18 protein-coding genes are annotated in these 20,775 nt (G+C 54.8%); 3 read left to right on the forward strand and 15 right to left on the reverse strand.

Features of this window, described 5'->3' with window-relative positions:
• The first annotated feature begins 32 nt into the window (after nucleotides 1-32).
• Nucleotides 33-1,247: an EAL and HDOD domain-containing protein gene (locus tag BW956_RS05455; protein ID WP_083702948.1), complete on the forward strand. Its 1,215-nt coding sequence runs from the start codon at nucleotides 33-35 to the stop codon at nucleotides 1,245-1,247.
• 40 nt (nucleotides 1,248-1,287) lie between these two features.
• Here BW956_RS05455 and BW956_RS05460 read toward each other — a convergent pair whose 3' ends face one another.
• The 5 genes from BW956_RS05460 to BW956_RS05480 all read right to left on the reverse strand — a co-directional run bounded on the left by BW956_RS05460 (nucleotide 1,288) and on the right by BW956_RS05480 (nucleotide 5,367).
• Nucleotides 1,288-1,593, reverse strand: a complete 306-nt coding sequence (locus BW956_RS05460; RefSeq protein WP_076461490.1) for a c-type cytochrome — start codon at nucleotides 1,591-1,593, stop codon at nucleotides 1,288-1,290.
• Nucleotides 1,594-1,726: 133 nt separating this feature from the next.
• Nucleotides 1,727-3,643 (reverse strand): molecular chaperone HtpG, encoded by a 1,917-nt coding sequence (htpG, locus tag BW956_RS05465; protein ID WP_010324276.1) that lies wholly within the window; start codon nucleotides 3,641-3,643, stop codon nucleotides 1,727-1,729.
• Nucleotides 3,644-3,720: 77 nt separating this feature from the next.
• A complete protein-coding gene (locus BW956_RS05470) occupies nucleotides 3,721-4,182 on the reverse strand; it encodes a PaaI family thioesterase (protein WP_010324275.1) in 462 nt (153 codons plus the stop codon).
• A complete protein-coding gene (locus BW956_RS05475; protein WP_076461492.1) occupies nucleotides 4,166-4,651 on the reverse strand; it encodes a PaaI family thioesterase in 486 nt (161 codons plus the stop codon). Before BW956_RS05475 ends, BW956_RS05470 begins: the two co-directional genes overlap by 17 nt.
• The gene (locus BW956_RS05480) at nucleotides 4,648-5,367 is read right to left on the reverse strand and encodes a DUF599 domain-containing protein (protein ID WP_010324273.1); all 720 of its coding nucleotides are present in this window, start codon (nucleotides 5,365-5,367) and stop codon (nucleotides 4,648-4,650) included. The genes BW956_RS05475 and BW956_RS05480 overlap by 4 nt, the downstream gene beginning before the upstream one ends.
• A 59-nt stretch (nucleotides 5,368-5,426) precedes the next feature.
• Here BW956_RS05480 and BW956_RS05485 point away from each other — a divergent pair, with 59 nt between their 5' ends.
• Nucleotides 5,427-6,299 carry a DMT family transporter gene (locus tag BW956_RS05485; protein WP_010324271.1) on the forward strand — a complete coding sequence of 291 codons (873 nt, stop codon included), beginning with the start codon at nucleotides 5,427-5,429 and terminating at the stop codon, nucleotides 6,297-6,299.
• A 28-nt stretch (nucleotides 6,300-6,327) separates the two neighbouring features.
• Here the strand turns inward: BW956_RS05485 and BW956_RS05490 are convergent, their stop codons facing one another.
• Nucleotides 6,328-7,803 carry a protein adenylyltransferase SelO gene (locus BW956_RS05490; protein ID WP_076461494.1) on the reverse strand — a complete coding sequence of 492 codons (1,476 nt, stop codon included), beginning with the start codon at nucleotides 7,801-7,803 and terminating at the stop codon, nucleotides 6,328-6,330.
• A gap of 132 nt (nucleotides 7,804-7,935) precedes the next feature.
• Between BW956_RS05490 and BW956_RS05495 the strand changes: the two genes are divergently transcribed.
• Nucleotides 7,936-8,259: a DUF3301 domain-containing protein gene (locus tag BW956_RS05495; RefSeq protein WP_010324269.1), complete on the forward strand. Its 324-nt coding sequence runs from the start codon at nucleotides 7,936-7,938 to the stop codon at nucleotides 8,257-8,259.
• Here the strand turns inward: BW956_RS05495 and BW956_RS05500 are convergent.
• The 9 genes from BW956_RS05500 to sdhA form a co-directional block, all read right to left on the reverse strand.
• Nucleotides 8,256-8,708, reverse strand: coding sequence for a YaiI/YqxD family protein (locus tag BW956_RS05500; protein ID WP_076461496.1), 453 nt, complete (start codon nucleotides 8,706-8,708; stop codon nucleotides 8,256-8,258). The genes BW956_RS05495 and BW956_RS05500 overlap by 4 nt on opposite strands.
• Before the next feature lie 9 nt (nucleotides 8,709-8,717).
• Nucleotides 8,718-10,094 carry an ATP-dependent RNA helicase DbpA gene (gene dbpA, locus BW956_RS05505; RefSeq protein ID WP_076462101.1) on the reverse strand — a complete coding sequence of 459 codons (1,377 nt, stop codon included), beginning with the start codon at nucleotides 10,092-10,094 and terminating at the stop codon, nucleotides 8,718-8,720.
• A 122-nt stretch (nucleotides 10,095-10,216) separates the two neighbouring features.
• Complete coding sequence (gene sucD, locus BW956_RS05510) at nucleotides 10,217-11,098, reverse strand: succinate--CoA ligase subunit alpha (protein ID WP_010324266.1); 882 nt, start codon at nucleotides 11,096-11,098, stop codon at nucleotides 10,217-10,219.
• 2 nt (nucleotides 11,099-11,100) lie between these two features.
• On the reverse strand, nucleotides 11,101-12,267 hold the full coding sequence (gene sucC / locus BW956_RS05515; RefSeq protein ID WP_010324265.1) for an ADP-forming succinate--CoA ligase subunit beta: 1,167 nt from the start codon (nucleotides 12,265-12,267) through the stop codon (nucleotides 11,101-11,103).
• Between the two features lie 124 nt (nucleotides 12,268-12,391).
• Nucleotides 12,392-13,831 (reverse strand): dihydrolipoyl dehydrogenase, encoded by a 1,440-nt coding sequence (gene lpdA, locus BW956_RS05520; RefSeq protein WP_010324264.1) that lies wholly within the window; start codon nucleotides 13,829-13,831, stop codon nucleotides 12,392-12,394.
• Between the two features lie 39 nt (nucleotides 13,832-13,870).
• The gene (gene odhB / locus BW956_RS05525) at nucleotides 13,871-15,091 is read right to left on the reverse strand and encodes a 2-oxoglutarate dehydrogenase complex dihydrolipoyllysine-residue succinyltransferase (RefSeq protein WP_010324263.1); all 1,221 of its coding nucleotides are present in this window, start codon (nucleotides 15,089-15,091) and stop codon (nucleotides 13,871-13,873) included.
• Between the two features lie 47 nt (nucleotides 15,092-15,138).
• Entirely contained in the window at nucleotides 15,139-17,970 is a 2,832-nt protein-coding gene (locus BW956_RS05530; RefSeq protein ID WP_010324262.1) for a 2-oxoglutarate dehydrogenase E1 component, read from the reverse strand.
• 310 nt (nucleotides 17,971-18,280) lie between these two features.
• Nucleotides 18,281-18,985 carry a succinate dehydrogenase iron-sulfur subunit gene (locus BW956_RS05535; protein ID WP_010324261.1) on the reverse strand — a complete coding sequence of 235 codons (705 nt, stop codon included), beginning with the start codon at nucleotides 18,983-18,985 and terminating at the stop codon, nucleotides 18,281-18,283.
• A 12-nt stretch (nucleotides 18,986-18,997) separates the two neighbouring features.
• A complete protein-coding gene (gene sdhA / locus BW956_RS05540) occupies nucleotides 18,998-20,773 on the reverse strand; it encodes a succinate dehydrogenase flavoprotein subunit (protein ID WP_010324260.1) in 1,776 nt (591 codons plus the stop codon).
• Nucleotides 20,774-20,775: the final 2 nt, after the last annotated feature.

The raw sequence follows: 20,775 nt of genomic DNA on the forward strand, positions 1-20,775 counted from the left end.
CTACCGGAACTACTCCCTATCTGGAGCAAAGCATGCCCGCGCAGATATTGATGGCAAGGCAGCCAATTTTTAACCAGCAACTCAAAGTAGTGGCGTATGAATTGCTGTACAGGAATAACGAAGGGACCAACCCTTTACCACTGATCACAGGTGACCAGGCCAGCAGCCGCGTCATCCTGCATTCATATACGAGCGTCACCGAAGCCGGCAACCTGCGGGTACTACCCGCATTTGTTAACTTTACCCAGCAGATGCTTGAGCAGGATAGCCTTCCCAACGTTCCGCCAAAGGAGATTGTGGTCGAAATTCTGGAAGACTGCCTACCAACTTCCAAACTGGTAGCTACGGTGAGAAAACTGGCCGAAGCCGGCTACACTATTGCGCTAGATGACTTCATCTACAGTGATGATGCTATTCCCTTGCTGGAAATTGCTCGCATAGTCAAGATTGATCTGCGAGCCCTGCCTGCAAATCAGCTTGCAGAGCAGGTCGAACGCCTGAAGCCTTATAACGTTCGTCTGCTGGCAGAGAAGGTTGAGACTCACGAGGAATATGCCCAGTGCCGGGATCTGGGCTTTGATCTGTTTCAAGGCTATTTCTTCAGCAAGCCCCAGCTGCTCAAAGGCAGCCACGTGGGCAGTAGCAAGCTTATCCTATTGCAATTGATGGGCATTCTGAACCAGCCACAAGTTGAATTTAGCGAAATAGAAGCACTTATAGGACGAGATCCCGGCCTTACCTATAAACTTCTGCGACTGGTTAACTCATCTGCTTTTGGCCTTAAGAGGCAGGTCAGCAGCATTCAGGACACACTGGTGTACCTTGGACTCCATGAGCTGAAGAAGTGGCTTACCCTAATTGCAATGGCGGATAATCCTGGCAAACCGTCTGAACTTATACGCCAGCTTTTACTACTGGCCCGCATGTCAGAATTGACCGCCCAGGCAGAACAACTGGATTCTCCAGGCGAAGCCTTCATGTGCGGACTCTTGCTGCACCTGGATGGGCTGCTCGACATGAGCACAGAAGACGCGCTGGCACAGATACAGGTCGGTGACCATATACGTGCTGCGGTGATGGATGGTGAGGGGGCTGTAGGCGAGCTGGTGCACAGGGTAGAAGCCTTTGTGCGAGGCACACTGGCCAGTGACGACCGCGCGATGATGTCACGCCTGCACACTACCTATATGGAAAGCCTGCAATGGACTCGAGAGTCCATGCAGCTGATGCAGCAAGCGAATAGCTAAGCTTTCTCAGTCTTACTCGCTTGCCGCTTCAGCCTGCCGCTTAATGCAACGGGCCGGTCATGGCTTCAACCGCACCCTTGAGGTCAGCTTCGGAGCAGCTGCCACAGGTGCCTTTGGGCGGCATGGCACCCTTACCCTTGAGTACTGTTTGCGTCATGGCATCAACGCCCTTGGCAATTCGCGGCGCCCAGGCCGCCTTGTCGGTCAGCTTGGGCGCACCACCCAAACCGGCTTCATGACAAGCGGTGCAGTGCTTGGTAACTATTTCATCCGCGCTCATCGCCTGGCTTTGCATGGCAACGGTAGCCAACCCCATCCCCAGCAGCGCTGCAGTCAAAGCTTTCATGTTGGTGTTCTCTCCCTTGTTGGTTTCATGTCAGCATAGCGCGACTATTGTGAAAAATCCTTGACCCTGAGCAGCCCACAAAAAAGGGTGACTCAAAGAGCCACCCTTATATTCACACGGTGTTATGCCCGGCTTAGCTGCTCAACTCCAGCAGCAGCTTGTTGAGGCGTGTGACATAGCTGGCAGGATCGTCCAGCGTAGCGCCCGCGGCCAAACCGGCCTGATCAAACAGCACCAGGGCCAGCTCGCCAAAGCGGTCTTCATCCGGTTCATGGTCCAGCTTGTTGATCAACGGATGCTCCGGATTGATCTCGAAGATCGGCTTGCTCTCGGGCACAGCCTGACCTGCCGCTTCCATGATGCGACGCATCTGCAGACCCATATCGTAATCACCAATCACCAGGCAGGCCGGCGAATCGGTCAAACGGTGCGTGATACGGATGGAATCAACACGGTCGTCAAGCACCTTGTTCAAGCGCTCAACCAGCCCTTCGTGCTCCTTGGCAACTTCTTCCAGCTTCTGCTTCTCTTCTTCGGACTCAGTCTCGCCCAGATCCAGTTCACCCTTGGTGACATCCTGGAAGTTGTGACCGTCGAAGTCGAACAGCTGGCTCATCATCCATTCGTCAATGCGCTCGGACAGCAGCAGCACTTCAATACCCTTCTTGCGGAACACTTCCAGATGCGGACTGTTCTTCGCAGTATTGAAGTTGTCAGCAACCACGTAGTAGATCTTCTTCTGACCTTCCTGCATGCGGCTGACATAGTCTTCCAGCGAAACGGACTGCTCGGAGGTGCCGGTATGCGTGGAAGCAAAACGCAGCAGCTTGAGGATCTTGTCACGGTTACCCATGTCCTCAGCCGGGCCTTCCTTGATCACGGAACCAAAGGTCTTCCAGAAGGTGGCGTATTTTTCCGCGTCGTTCTTGGCCAGCTTGCTCAGCATATCCAGCACACGCTTGGTCAGCGCTGAACGCAGCTTGTCGACATTGGGGTCTTTCTGCAGGATTTCACGGGATACGTTCAGTGACAGGTTATTGCTGTCCACCACACCCTTGATGAAACGCAGGTAAAGCGGCAGGAACTGGTCCGCCTGATCCATAATGAATACGCGCTGCACATAGAGCTTGAGCCCACGCGGTGCTTCACGGTTCCACAGGTCGAAGGGTGCGTTTTCCGGCACGTACAACAGGCTGGTGTATTCTAGATTGCCTTCTACCTTGTTGTGGGACCAGGTCAGTGCATCGGCGAAGTCGTGCGAAATATGCTTGTAGAACTCCTGATACTCTTCATCATTGAGATCAGACTTGGGACGCGTCCACAGCGCAGTGGCAGAGTTGACACTCTCCATTTCCGGCGCCTTGGCTTCAGCATCTTCAGCTTCATCTTCACCCGGCAGCTCCTCTTTAAGCATCTGTACCGGAATGGAGATATGGTCGGAGTATTTGCGTACAAGGCTACGCAGACGGAAGCCGTCGGCAAACTCTTCTTCACCCTCTTTCAGCTTCAGCACGATACGTGTACCGCGCTTGGGCTTGTCAAAGTTGGCGATGGTGAAGTCACCCTCACCCGTAGAAGACCAATGTACACCCTCAGACACATCAGCACCGGCACGACGGGTATACACATCCACACGCTCGGCCACGATGAAGGCAGAGTAGAAGCCGACACCGAACTGACCGATCAGCTGGCTGTCCTTGGCTTCATCACCAGTCAGGTTGGACAGGAAGCTGGCCGTGCCGGACTTGGCAATTGTACCCAGGTGCTCAATCACATCATCACGGCTCATACCGATGCCGCGGTCTTCGATGGTGACGGTTTTGGCATCCTTGTCATATTCGATGCGGACTGCCAGCTCCGGCTCACCTTCATAGAGCGCATCATTATTGAGCGCTTCGAAGCGCAGCTTTTCGGATGCGTCAGAGGCGTTTGAGATCAGCTCACGCAGAAAGATCTCTTTATTGGAATACAGGGAATGAATCATCAGATTCAGAAGCTGTTTTACTTCTGTCTGAAAACCGAGGGTTTCTTTCTGAGTTTCAGTGCTCATGTCAGGCGTACCTAATCTCCGAAAAACAAACTGTTAGCTTGAATGGATATGGGGTTGCCTGACAGCTTTTCAAGCACTCAGGTGGCAGATTCCTGTATTGGACTCGCATCGAGCAGAAAATGTGCGCGCGCCTGGGCGATGGGACGGCTTTTGCGCTCCTGCCAGGCCAATACCGAGCAGTTGCCAATTCGACGCCCCTGACGGCTGATGGTGCAGATGGCAAAGGTATCCCGGTGAAGACCGGCCCGCATGTAATCGAGAGAAAAATCGATCACTTTGGCAAGGCCTGGCTGCGGCATCTGCAATGTCAGCTGGAATTGCGCCGTCAGCTCCATAAACGCCGCGATAACACCGCCATGGATGGCGGGAATCGTCGGGTTGCCAATGGTGTCCGGGTTGGCCGGCAGCTTGAAAATAACCTCTTCACCATAGCAGGCACACTCAACCCCCAGCATGCGTGCATAAGGGATCAAATCGACCAGCGGCTGATAGTCACCACTGGCATGCGCCGCTTTCACCATCTCAAGCAGTTGCTGCATCATCGCCCCCTTCAATCAGCTGCTGAAAATCGGATACTACAGCCCCGCCTTCGGGCCGCATGAAGGTCGCAACCGCATTGGCCACTGGTCGAGACTTGTCATCCTGATAGACCGACGCCCGGGTGAACAACACGCTGCGGGTGATGCGGTAGCATTCTGCATCGACATACACTGGCCGGGTTTCTGAAGGAATGCGCATATGATCAATGCGCAGATCCAGAGTCGGGCAAAGCTCGAATGCTTCCAGCGCACAAAGCGTAGACACACTGCTGGCCGCATCGACCAAGGTGGTCAAAACACCGCCATGCAAATAGGTTTCCAGCCCCCCGCTTACAAGCTCCGGGTTTACGGGCAAGCGCAACGTTACCCGGCTGGCTTCAGCATCAACCAGTTCAACACCGAGCTTGCGCATATGGGGCTGGGCCTGCAGAAACCGGGTACAGCGACCGGCATACTCATCGGGTGTCATTTCGGTTCTCCGGAACTCATGGTCAGGGTCTGCAACGTAGGCGAGGTAAATTCGCGGCGATACAGTACCACGACAATCACCAAACTCAGGGCCATAAAGCACCAGGGATTGATGAACCAGCCCAGCACCGCAATGCTGAAATAGTAGGTGCGCAGACCATAGTTGAAATTATTGGCGGCGATAGAGGCCATGGTGGCGATACGCTCAGCATGCGCCTTGACCTGATTATCGCTCGGCTCCTCCCCGGGCAAGGGAGCGCCACCGATCATCACCGAGACAAAACCGTACTGGCGCAGACTCCAGGTAAACTTGAAGAACGCATAGATAAACAGCACAACCAGTACCAGCAACTTCAGTTCCCATTCCTGCCGCGTCGCCACCACCACAAAGGGGAGATCTTCAACAAGATTGATCGCCTTCTCTGCCGAACTCATCACCGTTACCAGACCTGCCAGCACCAGAATCGTAGTGGAGGCAAAAAAGGCCACGCTTCGCTCCAGGTTGGCAATGGCGGTGGTATCGGCGATTCGTACATCCCGTGCTAGCATGCGCAACATCCACTCACGGCGATACAGATGCAACATGCTCGACAGGCAGGGTGTTGAATGGCTTTTGTAGGCGGCGTAATACATGTACCCGCGAAAACAGAGCATAAACCAGACCAGAGCAACAGCATTCAGCCAGTTACTTTGTATCAGCAGAACCAGATCATCCATCAGGCATCTTCCATCTAGCCGGAGTGTCTAAGTTATTAATTTACAAGGATTGAAGCCGAGTGTCTTCCACTCATCAGAATATTACGGCGGGCGTGGCATTTGCGCTTGCCACCAGTCTGGTCATGAGCCTTGCAGCCGTGCTCATCAAATTGACCGCCAGCACCCTGTCGATCGAGATGATTGTACTCTTCCAATACGGCCTCTGTACCCTGGCCATGCTGCCCTGGGCTATCAAAAAAGGCCGGCAAGGCCTGGCAACCCAAAGGCCCTGGCTGCACTTGCTGCGGGGAAGCTGTGGCTGGGCCTGCTTCTATGCCTACTATCTGGCCCTGGAACAGATACCGCTGGTGGATGCCGCCCTGCTGCGTAACGCTGCGCCTTTGTGCGTCCCGCTGTGGCTACTGTTATGGCATGGTGCACGCCTGCCCCTGCTGGCATGGCTCCCCTTGCTGGTTGGCTTTGCCGGTATTGCCTTGATTATTCAACCAGAAGGCAGCGGTCTTAGCAGCTGGCACCTGGTGGGACTGGTTTCGGCATTGACGCTGGCGGGCTCTATTGTGACGACGCGGGAACTTGCGCAGACGGAACCCGTCAACCGGGTTTTGTTTTACTATTTCCTGATTTCAACGCTTTGCAGCCTGCCGCTGGCACTGAGCAACTGGCGCACGCCCGAACCCGCCAGCCTGCCGGCCGTGGGCCTGATCGCACTATCCATCTGGATCACCATGTGGCTGTACACACGTGCATACAGCCATGCCCCGGCTTCCATTATTTCACCGCTGAGCTACTTTGGCGTAGTCATGACAGGGCTTTGGGGCTGGCTGATCTGGGACCAGGTGCCCGGCCTTAACAGCTGGGCAGGCACCTGTTTGGTTATAGCGGGTGGTATAGGCTCGGTCTGGCTGGGCGCACGCCTGAAAAGCCGTCACTGAACCCGCTTATGCAACTGACACCGCTGACTCAGGAAGAACATGTCAGATTAATGGCGGCCGCCCAATCCGGTGGCGATCCCGCATAGCGCTGATGCTCAGGATGTTCGTCACCGGGGTGGCGCAGCAAGGGCAGCAGGTCATTAAAGGGTCGATAGTCGCCCTGGTGTGCCTCGCGAATCACTTCTTCTGCCATGTAGTTGCGCAGAATATAACGCGGATTGACGCTGCGCATCTGCTGCCGACGAATGGGGGCACTGGCAGGCTCCAGATCAGCACGTGCGGCATAGTCATCAAGCCAGGTGTTAAGTTCGCCCGCATTGTCGACCAGGGCATTCAGGGCTGCACGTCCCTCAACTTCATTGACGTCCCACTCGGACAACAGGCGCAGAAAACGGTTATGGTCCATTTCATAACGCGCCCAAAGAGCCTCCAGTCGCTCAACCAGCTCGGCATCACCCGACTCTATTCGCTGCAGACCAAGACGCGCCCGCATGAATTCAAGCTTAGCGGCCTGGTACAGCGGTATGAAACGCTCAAGTTCTGCTTCCAGTGCTTCACGCTCTATCAAAGGCAGTAGGGCTTGCGCCAATGCAGCCAGGTTCCACTGCACAATGGCCGGCTGGTAGCGGAAAGCATAACGGCCTTCATGATCATTCTTGTTGGCAATGTGATCCGGCTCATACCAGTCCATAAAGGTATAAGGTCCATAGTCAAAGGTTTCACCCAGGATCGACATGTTATCGGTATTCAACACGCCATGAACGAAACCATAGGCCTGCCAGGATGCCACCAGGCGAGCAGTGCGTTCCAGCACCTCACGGTACATGGCCAATACCGGATTCGCTTCACCCTGCAGCTCAGGGAAAAAGCGTTCAAGGCAGTAATCGGCCAGCTGCTTCAGCTCTTCATGACGCCCTGAATAGAAAAAGAATTCGAAATGACCAAAACGAATATGACAGGGTGTGACGCGTAGCAACTGAGCACAGGGCTCCATGCCATTGCGCATGGTGTAGTCTTCACTGCCCAGTAAACAGAGTGCACGGGTGGTTGGAATGCCCAGACCAGCCATTGCTTCACCGGCAAGATATTCGCGAATGCTGGACCTGAGCACGGCACGCCCATCCCCAAAACGCGAAAACGCGGTTTTGCCGGCCCCCTTGAGATGCAAGTCGTAGCGAACGCCGTCTTGTCCTGCCACTTCACCAAGCAGCAGGCCACGACCATCGCCAAGGTCAGGATTGTAAGTCCCGAACTGGTGACCGGTATATTTCATCGCCAGCGGACGTGTACCCGGCCAGGGCTCGTGACCACCACAAAAAGTGACCAGGTCAGAAGGCTTAACGCGACAGGGGTCCAGGCCGAGGGTAGATGCTACCTCAGGACAAAACGCAATCAGGTGCGCATTTTTCAGCGGCTGTATGTCCACTTCCTGAAACCAGCTGGCGGGCAAGCGTGCATAGCTGTTATCAAATGGAAGTTCGGTTAAATGGCAACCCATAGACATTGTACTCTCCTGTTTTGCTGTCCCTCTTGTACATACCTTATCATTTTACTCGGGTATTTTCATCCATGCGGAGATAAGGTTATGATGCGCCTTCACTTTTGATGCTTGTATTTTGAATGGACGGTTCTGCACATGTGGCTTGAATTGGCTGACCTCTTCTGGCTCTCACTGACCGCTATGGTGTGTTATGCCTGGTGGAACAACCTGAAGCGACGGGAATTCGCCACTCGTGCTGTTCGCCAATACTGCAAGCGTGAAGGTGTACAATTGCTTGACGAAAGCATTGCACTGGAAAAAATACGACTGGCCCGAGACCCGGACCATGGCAGGGTAATACTGGTACGCCAGTATCAGTTCTATTTCACCTCTACCGGGGATGAACGCTACTCCGGCAAGGTACAAATGCACGGACGCCGGCTACAGCAGATCGACCTGGCGCCCCACCGTATCGGTTAGGCTTTCAGCGCGCGCGCCAGAATTCGATCCAGCTGATTGGCAAACTGCTGACGATCTGCCTGACTCAGGGCCGCCGGCCCACCGCTTTGTACACCACTGGCGCGCAGCGTTTCCATAAAATCACGGATGTTCAGCCGCGCCTTGATGTTTTCTGCCGTGAAACGTTCACCCCGCGGAGTGAGTGCCAACGCCCCCTCCTCCAGCACTTCTGATGCCAGCGGAATGTCACTGGTAATAACCAGATCACCTGTTTCGACACGGCGAACGATTTCATGGTCCGCCACATCAAAACCGGCACTTACCTGCAATGAGCGAATATTGGCATCCGGCGGCACTTTCAGCGCATGATTGGCTACCAGCGTCAGTTCAACACCGGTGCGTTGGGCTGCCCGGAACAGGATCTCCTTGATCACCACCGGACAGGCATCCGCATCCACCCATATTTTCATATCGACTCCTCAGCGTAGCTGACGTACACGACAGGGACGGCCTTTAACCTTGCCTTTTGACAGCGCACGCACTGCATCACGGGCGACGGGACGGCTTACAGCAACATAGGTAGAAAAATCAAAAACACGGATTTTACCTACCTGGTCACCCGCCAGCTCACCGCCACGGGTCAGTGCGCCCAGCACGTCGCCTGGTCGGATTTTCTGCTTCTTGCCGACATCCAACTGCAGCGTTGTCATGGGCGGGCGATAATCATCGGTAATGACGCCTTTGGGCAAGGGTTCGTCAGTGATGATCATATCCATCTGGGCTTCAACCGCTGCCAGCTTGAAACGCTCACGCTCGTTGAACAAAGTAACGGCAATACCCGATTGTCCGGCACGCCCGGTACGGCCGATGCGGTGCACATGCACCTGTGATTCCTTGGACGGGCGATGGTTGATCACCAGATCCAGCCCTTCTACATCCAGACCACGGGCCGCCACATCCGTTGCCACCAGTACCGTTGCACTCTGATTGGCAAAACGGACCAGCGTCTGATCACGTTGACGCTGATCCAGATCGCCATGCAGTGCCACGGCGGCAATGCCATCACCCTGCAGGTGCTGTTCCAGGTCGCGGACTTCCTGCTTGGTATTACAGAACACGACGGCCGACACCGGACGATAGTGATACAGCAGACGTGTTACGGCCGCATCCCGGCTGTCATCGGTAATTTCATGGAAATGCTGCTCGATGCTTGTGTTCTGATGAACCGCTTCCACTTCAACCCGAACGGGGTCACGCAGAATACGACCGGCAATGGCCGCAATCTCTTTGGGAAAGGTTGCACTGAACAACAGGGTTTGACGCTCAGCCGGTGTCGTGGCCACGATGGCATCAACCGCTTCCTGGAAACCCATCTCCAGCATTCGGTCTGCTTCATCCAGCACCAGTGTCTGCAGACGGTTCAGGCGCAGTGTACCCTTGCGCAGATGCTCTTCGATGCGTCCGGGAGTACCCACAACAATATGGGCACCGTGCTCAAGCGAGCCAATTTGAGGCCCCAGGGGCATACCGCCACAGAGCGTGAGCACCTTCACGTTGGGGATCTGTCGCGCCAGACGGCGCAGCTCCTGAGCCACCTGGTCAGCCAGTTCGCGCGTTGGGCAGAGCACCAGCGACTGCACCTGGAAAGAGGTGTTATCCAACTGCTGCAACAGACCTATGCCAAAGGCAGCGGTCTTGCCGGAGCCAGTCTTGCCCTGTGCAATCAGATCACGCCCCTGCAGTATCACCGGCAGGCTATCCTGCTGGATCGGCGTCATCTGGGCATATTCAAGGCTCTCCAGATTACGCAGGAGTTCAGGTTTAAGCGCAAGCTGGGAAAAAGGGTGCTGACTCAAGATAGGTACCTGTTGGTGCTGCTGCAAAGAAGTGGGCATTCTAACAGAATGCCAGTGAGCACACGGCAGACAGGCACAAAAAAAGGCAGCCGAAGCTGCCTTTTTCAGGGATCAGAAGAAACTTACTTCATTTCCCAGCCAGTCAGTTCAGCCAGAGCCTTACCGATGTCAGCCAGAGAACGAACAGTCTTCACACCAGCGTCTTCCAGAGCAGCAAACTTCTCGTCTGCAGTACCCTTACCACCGGAGATGATCGCACCGGCGTGGCCCATGCGCTTGCCCGGAGGTGCAGTAACACCAGCGATGTAGGAAACAACCGGCTTGGTTACGTTTGCCTTGATGTAGGCAGCCGCTTCTTCCTCGGCAGAACCACCGATCTCACCGATCATAACGATCGCTTCAGTCTGCGGATCGTTCTGGAACATTTCCAGAATATCGATGAAGTTAGAGCCCGGAATCGGGTCACCACCGATGCCGACACAGGTAGACTGACCGAAGCCAGCGTCAGTAGTCTGCTTAACCGCTTCGTACGTCAGAGTACCGGAACGGGAAACGATACCGACTTTACCCGGCAGGTGGATGTGGCCCGGCATGATGCCGATCTTGCATTCACCCGGAGTGATCACGCCCGGGCAGTTCGGGCCGATCAGGCGAACACCCAGCTCATCACACTTCACTTTGCACTGCAGCATGTCCATAACCGGAATGTGCTCAGTGATGCAGACGATCAGCTTGATGCCGGCATTAGCCGCTTCCAGGATGGAATCCTTACAGAAAGGAGCCGGAACGTAGATAACAGACGCTTCAGCGCCAGTCTGTTCTACAGCTTCTTTAACGGTGTTGAATACCGGCAGACCCAGGTGCTCAGTACCGCCTTTACCCGGAGTTACACCACCAACCATTTTGGTGCCGTAAGCAATCGCCTGCTCAGAGTGGAAAGTACCCTGGCCACCAGTAAAGCCCTGACAGATGACTTTGGTATCTTTGTTGATCAGAACGGCCATGATTATTTACCCTCCGCTGCTTTAACTGCCTGCTGAGCAGCATCAGTCAAGCTGGTTGCTGCAATGATGTCCAGACCGGACTCAGCCAGCTTCTGCGCACCCAGTTCAGCGTTGTTACCTTCCAGACGTACTACAACCGGTACGTTTACACCTACTTCTTTAACCGCACCGATGATGCCGTCTGCGATCAGGTCGCAGCGAACGATACCACCGAAGATGTTAACCAGCACGGCCTTAACCTTGCTGTCTTCAAGGATGATCTTGAAGGCTTCGGTAACACGCTCTTTGGTTGCACCACCACCAACGTCCAGGAAGTTGGCCGGGAAGCCACCGTGCAGAGAAACGATGTCCATGGTGCCCATTGCCAGGCCCGCACCGTTAACCATGCAGCCGATAGTACCGGTCAGTGCAACGTAGTTCAGATCCCATTCAGCCGCGCGTGCTTCACGCTCGTCTTCCTGAGACGGATCCTGCATGGACTGCAGATCCTTGTGACGGTAAACAGCGTTACCATCGATAACGACTTTAGCGTCCAGGCAGTGCAGGTTACCCTGGTCAGTGATGACCAGCGGGTTGATTTCCAGCAGCGCCAGATCTTTTTCTTCGAACATCTTCGCCAGACCCAGGAAGATGTTGACGAACTGCTTGATCTGGTCACCCTGCAGACCCAGCTGGAACGCCAGCTCACGACCCTGGTAGGGCTGAGCACCGGTCAGCGGATCGATGGTTGCTTTCAGGATCTTTTCCGGAGTCTCTTCAGCAACTTTCTCGATCTCAACACCACCTTCGGTGGATGCCATGAAGACAATACGACGGCTGGAGCGATCGACTACTGCACCCAGGTACAGCTCATTTGCGATGTCAGTGCAGGTCTCAACCAGAATCTTGGAAACAGGCTGGCCATTGGCATCTGTCTGGTAAGTTACCAGACGCTCGCCCAGCCATTTTTCTGCGAAGGCCTGGGCTTCAGCCGGGGAATCAACCAGCTTTACACCACCTGCCTTGCCACGGCCACCGGCGTGAACCTGGGCTTTTACAACCCACTTGTCACCGCCAATCTTTTCAGCCGCTTCAGCAGCCGCTTCCGGAGTATCTACCGCGATTCCTTTGGAAACCGGCAGACCATATTCGGCAAACAGTTGTTTGCCCTGGTACTCGTGAAGGTTCATGCTCTAATCCGTTGTGTTATCGGTTATACAGGTGTTTTCGCTGAGTAGTGCAGACACGAAAACACACCTTTTGCTCTGCAATCCCCACCAATGGGTTCGCCACTGGCGGGGTTAACCCTTCAGGTTATCGCTTTTTGCGATTCGCAATGTGAATAGCGTGATTGTCTACAGCCAGCGCTGCTTCATGAACAGCTTCACTGACGGTCGGGTGAGCGAACACCATCAGCTGCAGATCCTCTGCGCTGGCGCAGAATTCCATTGCAATCACACCCTGAGCGATCAGTTCGGAGGCGATACCGCCAACCATGTGAACACCCAGTACACGATCGGTTTCTTCGTCAGCGATGATCTTGACGAAGCCTTCAGTTGCATTGGCCGCCATTGCACGACCGGATGCAGCAAACGGGAATTTACCGACCTTGATCTTCACACCTTCAGACTTCAGTTCCTGCTCGGTCTTGCCGACCCAAGCCAGTTCCGGGAAGGTGTAAATGATGTTGGGGATACAGTCGTAGTTCATTGCCGCCTTGTGACCGGCAATGATATCTACAGCCATGATGCCCTCTTCCGATGCCTTGTGTGCCAGCATCGGACCACGTACGGAGTCACCAATTGCGTAAACGCCCGGTGCATCAGTACGGCAGTTCTCGTCAACAAAGATGAAGCCACGCTCATCCAGCTTGACGCCGGAGTCTTCAGACAGCAGACCCTGAGTCTGGGGACGACGGCCAACCGCAACGATCAGCTTGTCGAATACCATCTCCTGATCACCCTTGGCGTCAGTGAACTTAACCTTCACTTCCTTGCCATCGATGATTTCAGTACCGGTGCAACGTGCGCCCAGTTTGATATCCAGACCCTGCTTGGTCAGCAGTTTCTTGGCTTCCTTGGCAACATCAACGTCCGCCAGAGCAAGGAAGTCATCCATCGCTTCAAACACGGTGACTTCAGAGCCGCAACGCGCCCAGATAGAGCCCATTTCCAGACCGATAACACCGGCACCGATAACACCCAGACGCTTGGGCGTTTCATCGATTTTCAGTGCGCCTTCGTTATCAACGATCAGGCCTTCAGTCAGCGGAGCCGGCGGGATCTCGACCGGTACGGAACCGGACGCCAGGATCACGTTGTCAGCCGCGTGCACGGAGGTGCTGCCGTCCTGAGCAGTGACTTCAACCTGCTTGTTGGCCAGCAGTTTGCCGGTACCCTGCAGCAGAGTGACACCGTTCGCCTTGAACAGACCTGCGATACCGCCGGTCAGGTTCTTAACGATCTGGTCCTTGCGCGCCACCATCTGTTTGGTGTCGATCTGTACGTTGTCGGCAACGATACCCTGAGCCGCAAAGCCATGCTGAGCTTCATGCAACTTGTGAGTCGTTTCCAGCAGTGCCTTGGACGGGATACAACCCACGTTCAGGCAGGTACCGCCCAGTACGGGAGTACCCTTATCATCAACCCACTTCTCGACACAGGCAGTTTTCAGACCCAGCTGTGCAGCTCGAATTGCCGCTACATAACCGCCAGGGCCGGCACCGATAACAATAAGATCAAATTTATCTGACATTACTTAGTCCTGTTTACACTCGTTCGAAGGTGGGTCTGATTAAACATCCAGCAGCATACGGGCCGGATCTTCCAGCAGATCCTTGATGGTAACGAGGAATTGTACCGCCTCTTTACCGTCAATCATACGGTGGTCGTATGACAGCGCCAGGTACATCATCGGCAGGATTTCAACCTGACCGTTCACCGCCATCGGACGCTCCTGGATCTTGTGCATGCCCAGGATTGCAGTCTGCGGCGGGTTCAGGATCGGAGTAGACATCAGGGAACCGAACACACCACCGTTGGTGATGGTGAACGTGCCACCCTGCATGTCGTCCATACCCAGCTTGCCTTCACGGCCACGCTTACCGAAGTCAGCGATGGTACCTTCAACCTCAGCCAGGCTCATGGAGTCGGTGTCACGCAGAACCGGTACCATCAGACCGCGGTCGGTAGAAACGGCAACACCGATATCCTGGTAACCGTGGTAGACCATGTCGTTACCGTCGATAGACGCGTTGACAGCCGGGAAGCGTTTCAGAGCTTCAGTTGCAGCCTTAACGAAGAAGGACATGAAGCCCAGGCGAGTGCCGCCGTGAACCTTCTCGAACAGGTCCTTGTACTGCTTGCGCAGTTCCATCACCGGCTTCATGTTGACTTCGTTGTAAGTCGTCAGCATGGCAGCATTCTGCTGTGCCTCTACCAGACGCTTGGCGATGGTGGCACGCAGACGGGTCATCGGAACACGCTTTTCGGTGCGCTCGCCAACCGGAACATTCAGAGCCGGAGCGGCAGCAGCCGGTGCCGCGGCAGCAGGTGCTGCAGCAGGCTTGTTCTTCAGGAAGTTCTGTACGTCTTCCTTGGTGATACCACCGTTCTTACCGGTACCCTTGATCTGAGACGCATCCAGACCGTTTTCATCGATCAGTTTGCGTGCAGCCGGGCCGATCTTGTCAGCATCGGTGGTCACTTCTGCAGCCGGAGCAGCTGCAGTTTCAGTTGCCGGAGCAGAAGCAGCCGGCGGCGGAGCTTCAGCAGCAGCACCCGCTTCAAAGGTTGCGATCACTTCTTCACTCAGAACAGTGTCGCCTTCGCCTTTAACGATTTCCTTGAGTACACCATCAGCCGGTGCAACAACTTCCAGCACAACCTTGTCAGTTTCGATATCAACGATCAGCTCATCAGCTGAGCAAGCCTCGCCGGGCTGTTTGTGCCAGGTGGCGACAGTTCCGTCTGCAACGGACTCAGGGAAAGTTGGCGCTTTGATTTCAGTGGACATGCTTTTTCCTTTAATAATCCTGATCAGGCTATTTCATCGAGCCTGTGTTAACCGTTGATGGCTTCGTTGACCAGCTTCTCTTGCTGCTCAAGGTGTACAGAGATATAACCTACAGCCGGTGCAGCCGCATGAGGGCGACCAACGCCTTCGAGGTACAGCTTGGCATCATGCTGCTGCAAAACATTGCGCATGTGATGCTGGCTGCAGTACCAGGCGCCCTGGTTCATCGGCTCTTCCTGACACCAGACAACGGACTCAAGGTTAGTATATTCAGCGATCGCCTGCTTGAGCGGCTCTTCCGGGAACGGATACAGCTGCTCGATACGGATGATGGCAACATCATCTTTTTCCAGTTCTGCTCGACGGTTGTACAGGTCGTAGTAAACCTTGCCGCTACACATAACCAGACGCTTGACCTTCTTCGGATCCAGCGTATCCACTTCAGACAGTACCGGCTCGAAGGTGCCTTCAGACAGATCTTCCAGGGAACAAACGGCCTGCTTGTGGCGCAGCAGCGACTTGGGCGACATGATAATCAGCGGCTTACGCAGCGGACGCACGACCTGGCGACGCAGCAGGTGGAAAATCTGTGCCGGTGAGGACGGTACGCATACCTGGATGTTGTGCTCTGCAGACAACTGCAGGAAACGCTCCAGACGTGCAGACGAGTGCTCCGGGCCCTGACCTTCAAAACCGTGCGGCAGCAACATGGTCAGGCCACAGAGACGGCCCCACTTGTGCTCACCGGAGGTGATGAACTGGTCGATTACAACCTGGGCACCGTTGGCGAAATCACCAAACTGCGCTTCCCAGATCACCAGCGCATTCGGCGTGGTGGTGGCGTAGCCGTATTCGAATGCCAGAACCGCTTCTTCAGACAGGAAAGAGTCATAGATATCAAAATCCGGCTGACCTTCGGCCAGATTCTGCAGCGGCACATAGTTGGTGGCATCTTTCTGGTTATGCACCACAGCATGACGATGTGAGAAAGTACCACGACCGACATCCTGACCGGTCAGACGGATCGGGTAGCCTTCGGCCAACAGGGTTGCGTACGCCATGGTTTCGGCGAAGCCCCAGTTGATCTCCATGGCACCTGCCGCCATTTTCTTGCGATCTTCGTAGATCTTCTGAACCTGGCGCTGGATATTGAACCCTTCCGGGAATTCGCAGGTCTTGTTCGCCAGCTCTTTCAGCAACTTCGGATCAACACTGGTGTCACATTCAAAAGACCACTTGTGGCCCAGGTAAGGACGCCAGTCAACGAACAGCTCTTCGTTGGGCTGCATGACCAGAGATTTGGCTACGTGCTCACCGTTTTCCAGTGCCTGACGGTATTCCTGGTCCAGTGACTTCGCTTCTTCAGCGGAAAGAACACCTTCTTCAACCAGACGTGCAGCGTACAGTTCCTTGGTGGTTTTCTGCACCTTGATCTGCTTGTACATCAGCGGCTGGGTACCGGACGGCTCGTCGGCTTCGTTATGGCCGCGACGACGGTAGCAGACCAGATCGATCACAACGTCTTTGTTGAACTCGTTGCGGTAGTCCAGTGCCAGCTGAGTGACAAAGCGTACAGCTTCAGGATCGTCACCGTTAACGTGGAAGATCGGCGCCTGAACCATCTTCGCAACATCAGTACAGTACTCGGTGGAACGCGCATCTTCCTTCTTGGAAGTGGTGAAGCCCACCTGGTTGTTGATGACGATATGGATGGTGCCACCCGTCTTGTACGCACGGGTCTGGGACATCTGGTAGGTTTCCATTACCACGCCCTGACCTGCGACCGCAGCATCACCGTGAATGGAAACCGGAATCACGCTGTTACCGATGGCATCATCACGGCGGTCCTGACGGGCACGCACGGAGCCTTCAACTACCGGAGAAACGATCTCGAGGTGAGACGGGTTGAACGCCATTGCCAGGTGAACTTCGCCACCGGCAGTCATGACGTTGGAGGAGAAGCCCTGGTGGTATTTCACGTCACCAGAGGTTTCCAGCATCTTCTTGCCTTCGAACTCGCCGAACAGTTCCTGCGGGTTCTTGCCGAAGATGTTAACCAGTACGTTAAGACGGCCACGGTGGGCCATACCGATAACCAGCTCTTTGGCACCATCACGACCGGCACGCTGAACCAGCTCGTCAAGGCAGGGAATGAGGCTCTCGCCACCTTCCAGACCGAAACGCTTGGCGCCGGCATAACGTGAGCCCAGGTATTTTTCCAGGCCTTCTGCAGCGCTCAGACGCTCGAGAATATGGGTACGCTCTTCGTTGGTCAGTACCGGATGGCTGCGCACAGGCTCCATGCGGGACTGAATCCAGCGTTTTTCCTGAGTGTCGACGATGTGCATGTACTCAGCGCCGACGGTAGTGCAATAGGTTTTCTTGAGGTCCGCCAGGATCTCCTTGAGCGAGCTTTCTTCTGGTCCGAAGAACAGCGAGCCCAGCTGGAAGCGGGTATCAAAGTCCGCCTCGGACAGCTCGTGGAATCGCGGGTCCAGATCAGGTACCTGCTCACGCTCCATCAGGTTCAGCGGGTCAATGTCGGCATGCTGATGACCACGCACACGGAATGCGTTGATCATGCGTAGTACGCGAACCTGCTTCTTTTCGTGTTCGGAGCTGACACTGCTGCCGGAAACCGGCGTGGCGCGCTTCTGATTCTTGGAGAGGAGGAGGAAGTGTTCCCGTACTGTGGAATGCGGGACATCCTGGGAAATGCTGTCACCCACTTTGGGAAGTTTATCGAACTCTTCGCGCCACTCTTGTGGAACGGCGTTCGGGTCCATCAGGTAAGTTTCGTATAGTTGTTCAACATATGAAAGATTGCCACCGTAGAGGTGGGCATTCTTCCACATCTGCTCCATTATGCCATCTTGCATTATCATCTCACCCTGGCTCTGAGAGGGCGCTGCATCGGTCAGGCTGCACTATTTCCTGAGCCGGCAGTCCTGGGCCCCTCTGCTGATTACCGTTTTGTATATTGTCGACGGTCGCGACGGATCACGTGCGACCGTGGGCACAATTCTACGCTTTTTGTGTCAGCCTTTACACTGCTAGCGGGGGTCGATTCTACAAAATATTACCATTCTGACGACATAGGCCTTTTGGCTAGTAAAAATACTCCACCCAACCGATGGACAAAAAAAAACGGCACCCTTGCGGATGCCGTTTTAATTGATTCAAAAACGATCAGGTCGCTTGCTGAATCAGCATATTACGGATCTTGCCGATCGCCTTGGTCGGGTTCAAACCCTTCGGACATACGTTCACGCAGTTCATGATGCCGTGGCAACGGAACACGCTGAACGGATCATCCAGCTCAGCCAGACGCTCGTTAGTCGCGGTATCGCGGCTATCCGCAAGGAAGCGGTAAGCCTGCAACAGACCGGACGGACCAACGAACTTGTCCGGATTCCACCAGAAGGACGGACAAGCAGTGGAACAGCATGCACAGAGAATACACTCGTACAAACCATCCAGCTCGGCACGCTCTTCCGGAGACTGCAGTCGTTCGATTGCAGGCGCCGGCGTATCGTTGATCAGGAACGGCTTGATCTTTTCGTACTGCTTGTAGAACTGAGTCATATCGATGACCAGGTCACGGATAACCGGCAGACCCGGCAGCGGACGCAGTACCAGCTTGTCGTTCTCGACCACTTCAGACAGCGGCGTGATGCACGCCAGACCGTTCTTGCCGTTCATGTTCATGCCATCAGAGCCACAAACACCTTCACGACAGGAGCGACGGTACGCCAGAGTCGAGTCTTTGTCTTTCAACAGCTGGAGCAGGTCCAGCACCATGATGTCCTTGCCACCCGGGATGTCGATATGAACATCCTGCATGTACGGCGCATCATCAATCTCAGGATTGTAACGATATACACTTACCAGCATCGCACCAGCCCCTTAATAAGTTCGTACTTTCGGCGGGAACGCATCCATTGTCTTCGGCGCGAAGTTTACATCACGCTTGCCAATGGCCTTGGTCTGCGGGAAGAACACAGAATGGCACAGCCAGTTCTCGTCATCACGCTCGGTAAAGTCGTTACGCGCATGCGCGCCACGAGATTCCTTGCGTACTTCCGCAGCGATAGCAGTTGCTTCTGCAACTTCCATCAGGTTTTCGAGCTCCAGCGCTTCAATACGTGAAGTATTGAATGCCTGACTCTTGTCTTCCAAGTGTACGTTCTCAACACGCTGGCGGATCTCTTTCAGCAGACCCAGACCTTTCTGCATGCTTTCACCGTCACGGAACACGCCGAAGTACAGCTGCATGGTATCCTGCAGTTCTTTACGAACCTCAGCAATTTTCTCACCACCAGTGCTGTTGTTCAGACGGTTCAGACGAGCCATGGCCGCTTCGATATCAGCGTCAGTTGCGTCAGCCACCTGGTAGCCTTCACGCATCTGCTGCTCAATGTGCAGACCCGCAGCACGACCAAATACAACCAGGTCAAGCAGAGAATTACCACCCAGACGGTTCGCACCGTGGACGGATACACATGCCACTTCACCACAGGCGAACAGACCATCGATGATCTTGTCTTCGCCAGTTTCCGGATCCGGAGAGATCGCCTGACCACCGATGTTAGTGGCAACACCACCCATCATGTAGTGACAGGTCGGTACAACCGGGATCGGCTCTTTAACAGGATCGGATGCAGCGAATGTCTTGGACAGTTCACAGATACCCGGCAGGCGAGAGTGCAGAACCTCTTCACCCAGATGATCCAGCTTCAGGAATACGTGATCGCCGTTTTCACCACAGCCACGACCTTCAAGAATCTCGAGGATCATGGAACGGGCAACAACGTCACGACCTGCAAGGTCTTTGGCGTTCGGCGCGTAACGCTCCATGAAGCGCTCGCCGTCCTTGTTGATCAGGTAGCCACCCTCACCACGACAACCTTCGGTTACCAGTACGCCAGCACCTGCGATGCCGGTCGGGTGGAACTGCCACATTTCCATATCCTGAGCGGCAACACCTGCACGCATGGCCATACCCATACCGTCACCGGTATTGATCAGGGCGTTCGTGGTCGAAGAGTAGATACGACCCGCACCGCCGGTGGCCAGAACAGTTGCCTTGGACTTGATGTATACAGTCTCACCGGTTTCGATGCAGATAGCGATACAGCCTACAACTGCACCATCAGCATTTTTAACCAGATCAACGGCATACCATTCGTTCAGGAAGGTAGTACCGGCTTTCATATTGGCCTGGTACAGAGTGTGCAGCAGCGCGTGACCCGTACGGTCGGCAGCAGCACAGGTACGGGCAGCCTGACCACCCTCACCGAAGTTCTTGGACTGACCACCGAACGGACGCTGGTAGATACGACCAACTTCAGTACGGGAGAACGGCAGACCCATGTGATCCAGCTCGAATACAGCCTGCGGACCTACAGAGCACATGTACTCGATTGCGTCCTGGTCACCGATATAGTCTGACCCTTTGACGGTGTCATACATATGCCAGCGCCAGTCATCGTTCGGATCAGCACTGGCAATCGCACAGGTAATACCACCCTGAGCAGATACAGTGTGAGAACGAGTCGGGAACACTTTAGTGACACAAGCGGTATTCAGGCCGGACTGAGCCAGCTGCAGGGCGGCGCGCATACCTGCACCACCACCACCGACAACGATTGCGTCGAAAGTCAGAGTACGCAGTTTAGACATGT

The organism is Marinobacterium stanieri, assembly GCF_900155945.1.
Lineage (GTDB): Bacteria > Pseudomonadota > Gammaproteobacteria > Pseudomonadales > Balneatricaceae > Marinobacterium > Marinobacterium stanieri.

Bases quoted from the DNA above. Each gene is read 5' to 3' on its own strand.
- BW956_RS05455 (WP_083702948.1), top strand. From the start codon at position 33: ATGCCCGCGCAGATATTGATGGCAAGGCAGCCAATTTTTAACCAGCAA.
- BW956_RS05460 (WP_076461490.1), bottom strand. From the start codon at position 1,593: ATGAAAGCTTTGACTGCAGCGCTGCTGGGGATGGGGTTGGCTACCGTT.
- htpG (WP_010324276.1), bottom strand. From the start codon at position 3,643: ATGAGCACTGAAACTCAGAAAGAAACCCTCGGTTTTCAGACAGAAGTA.
- BW956_RS05470 (WP_010324275.1), bottom strand. From the start codon at position 4,182: ATGCAGCAACTGCTTGAGATGGTGAAAGCGGCGCATGCCAGTGGTGAC.
- BW956_RS05475 (WP_076461492.1), bottom strand. From the start codon at position 4,651: ATGACACCCGATGAGTATGCCGGTCGCTGTACCCGGTTTCTGCAGGCC.
- BW956_RS05480 (WP_010324273.1), bottom strand. From the start codon at position 5,367: ATGGATGATCTGGTTCTGCTGATACAAAGTAACTGGCTGAATGCTGTT.
- BW956_RS05490 (WP_076461494.1), bottom strand. From the start codon at position 7,803: ATGTCTATGGGTTGCCATTTAACCGAACTTCCATTTGATAACAGCTAT.
- BW956_RS05495 (WP_010324269.1), top strand. From the start codon at position 7,936: ATGTGGCTTGAATTGGCTGACCTCTTCTGGCTCTCACTGACCGCTATG.
- BW956_RS05500 (WP_076461496.1), bottom strand. From the start codon at position 8,708: ATGAAAATATGGGTGGATGCGGATGCCTGTCCGGTGGTGATCAAGGAG.
- sucD (WP_010324266.1), bottom strand. From the start codon at position 11,098: ATGGCCGTTCTGATCAACAAAGATACCAAAGTCATCTGTCAGGGCTTT.
- sucC (WP_010324265.1), bottom strand. From the start codon at position 12,267: ATGAACCTTCACGAGTACCAGGGCAAACAACTGTTTGCCGAATATGGT.
- lpdA (WP_010324264.1), bottom strand. From the start codon at position 13,831: ATGTCAGATAAATTTGATCTTATTGTTATCGGTGCCGGCCCTGGCGGT.
- odhB (WP_010324263.1), bottom strand. From the start codon at position 15,091: ATGTCCACTGAAATCAAAGCGCCAACTTTCCCTGAGTCCGTTGCAGAC.
- BW956_RS05530 (WP_010324262.1), bottom strand. From the start codon at position 17,970: ATGCAAGATGGCATAATGGAGCAGATGTGGAAGAATGCCCACCTCTAC.
- BW956_RS05535 (WP_010324261.1), bottom strand. From the start codon at position 18,985: ATGCTGGTAAGTGTATATCGTTACAATCCTGAGATTGATGATGCGCCG.
- sdhA (WP_010324260.1), bottom strand. From the start codon at position 20,773: ATGTCTAAACTGCGTACTCTGACTTTCGACGCAATCGTTGTCGGTGGT.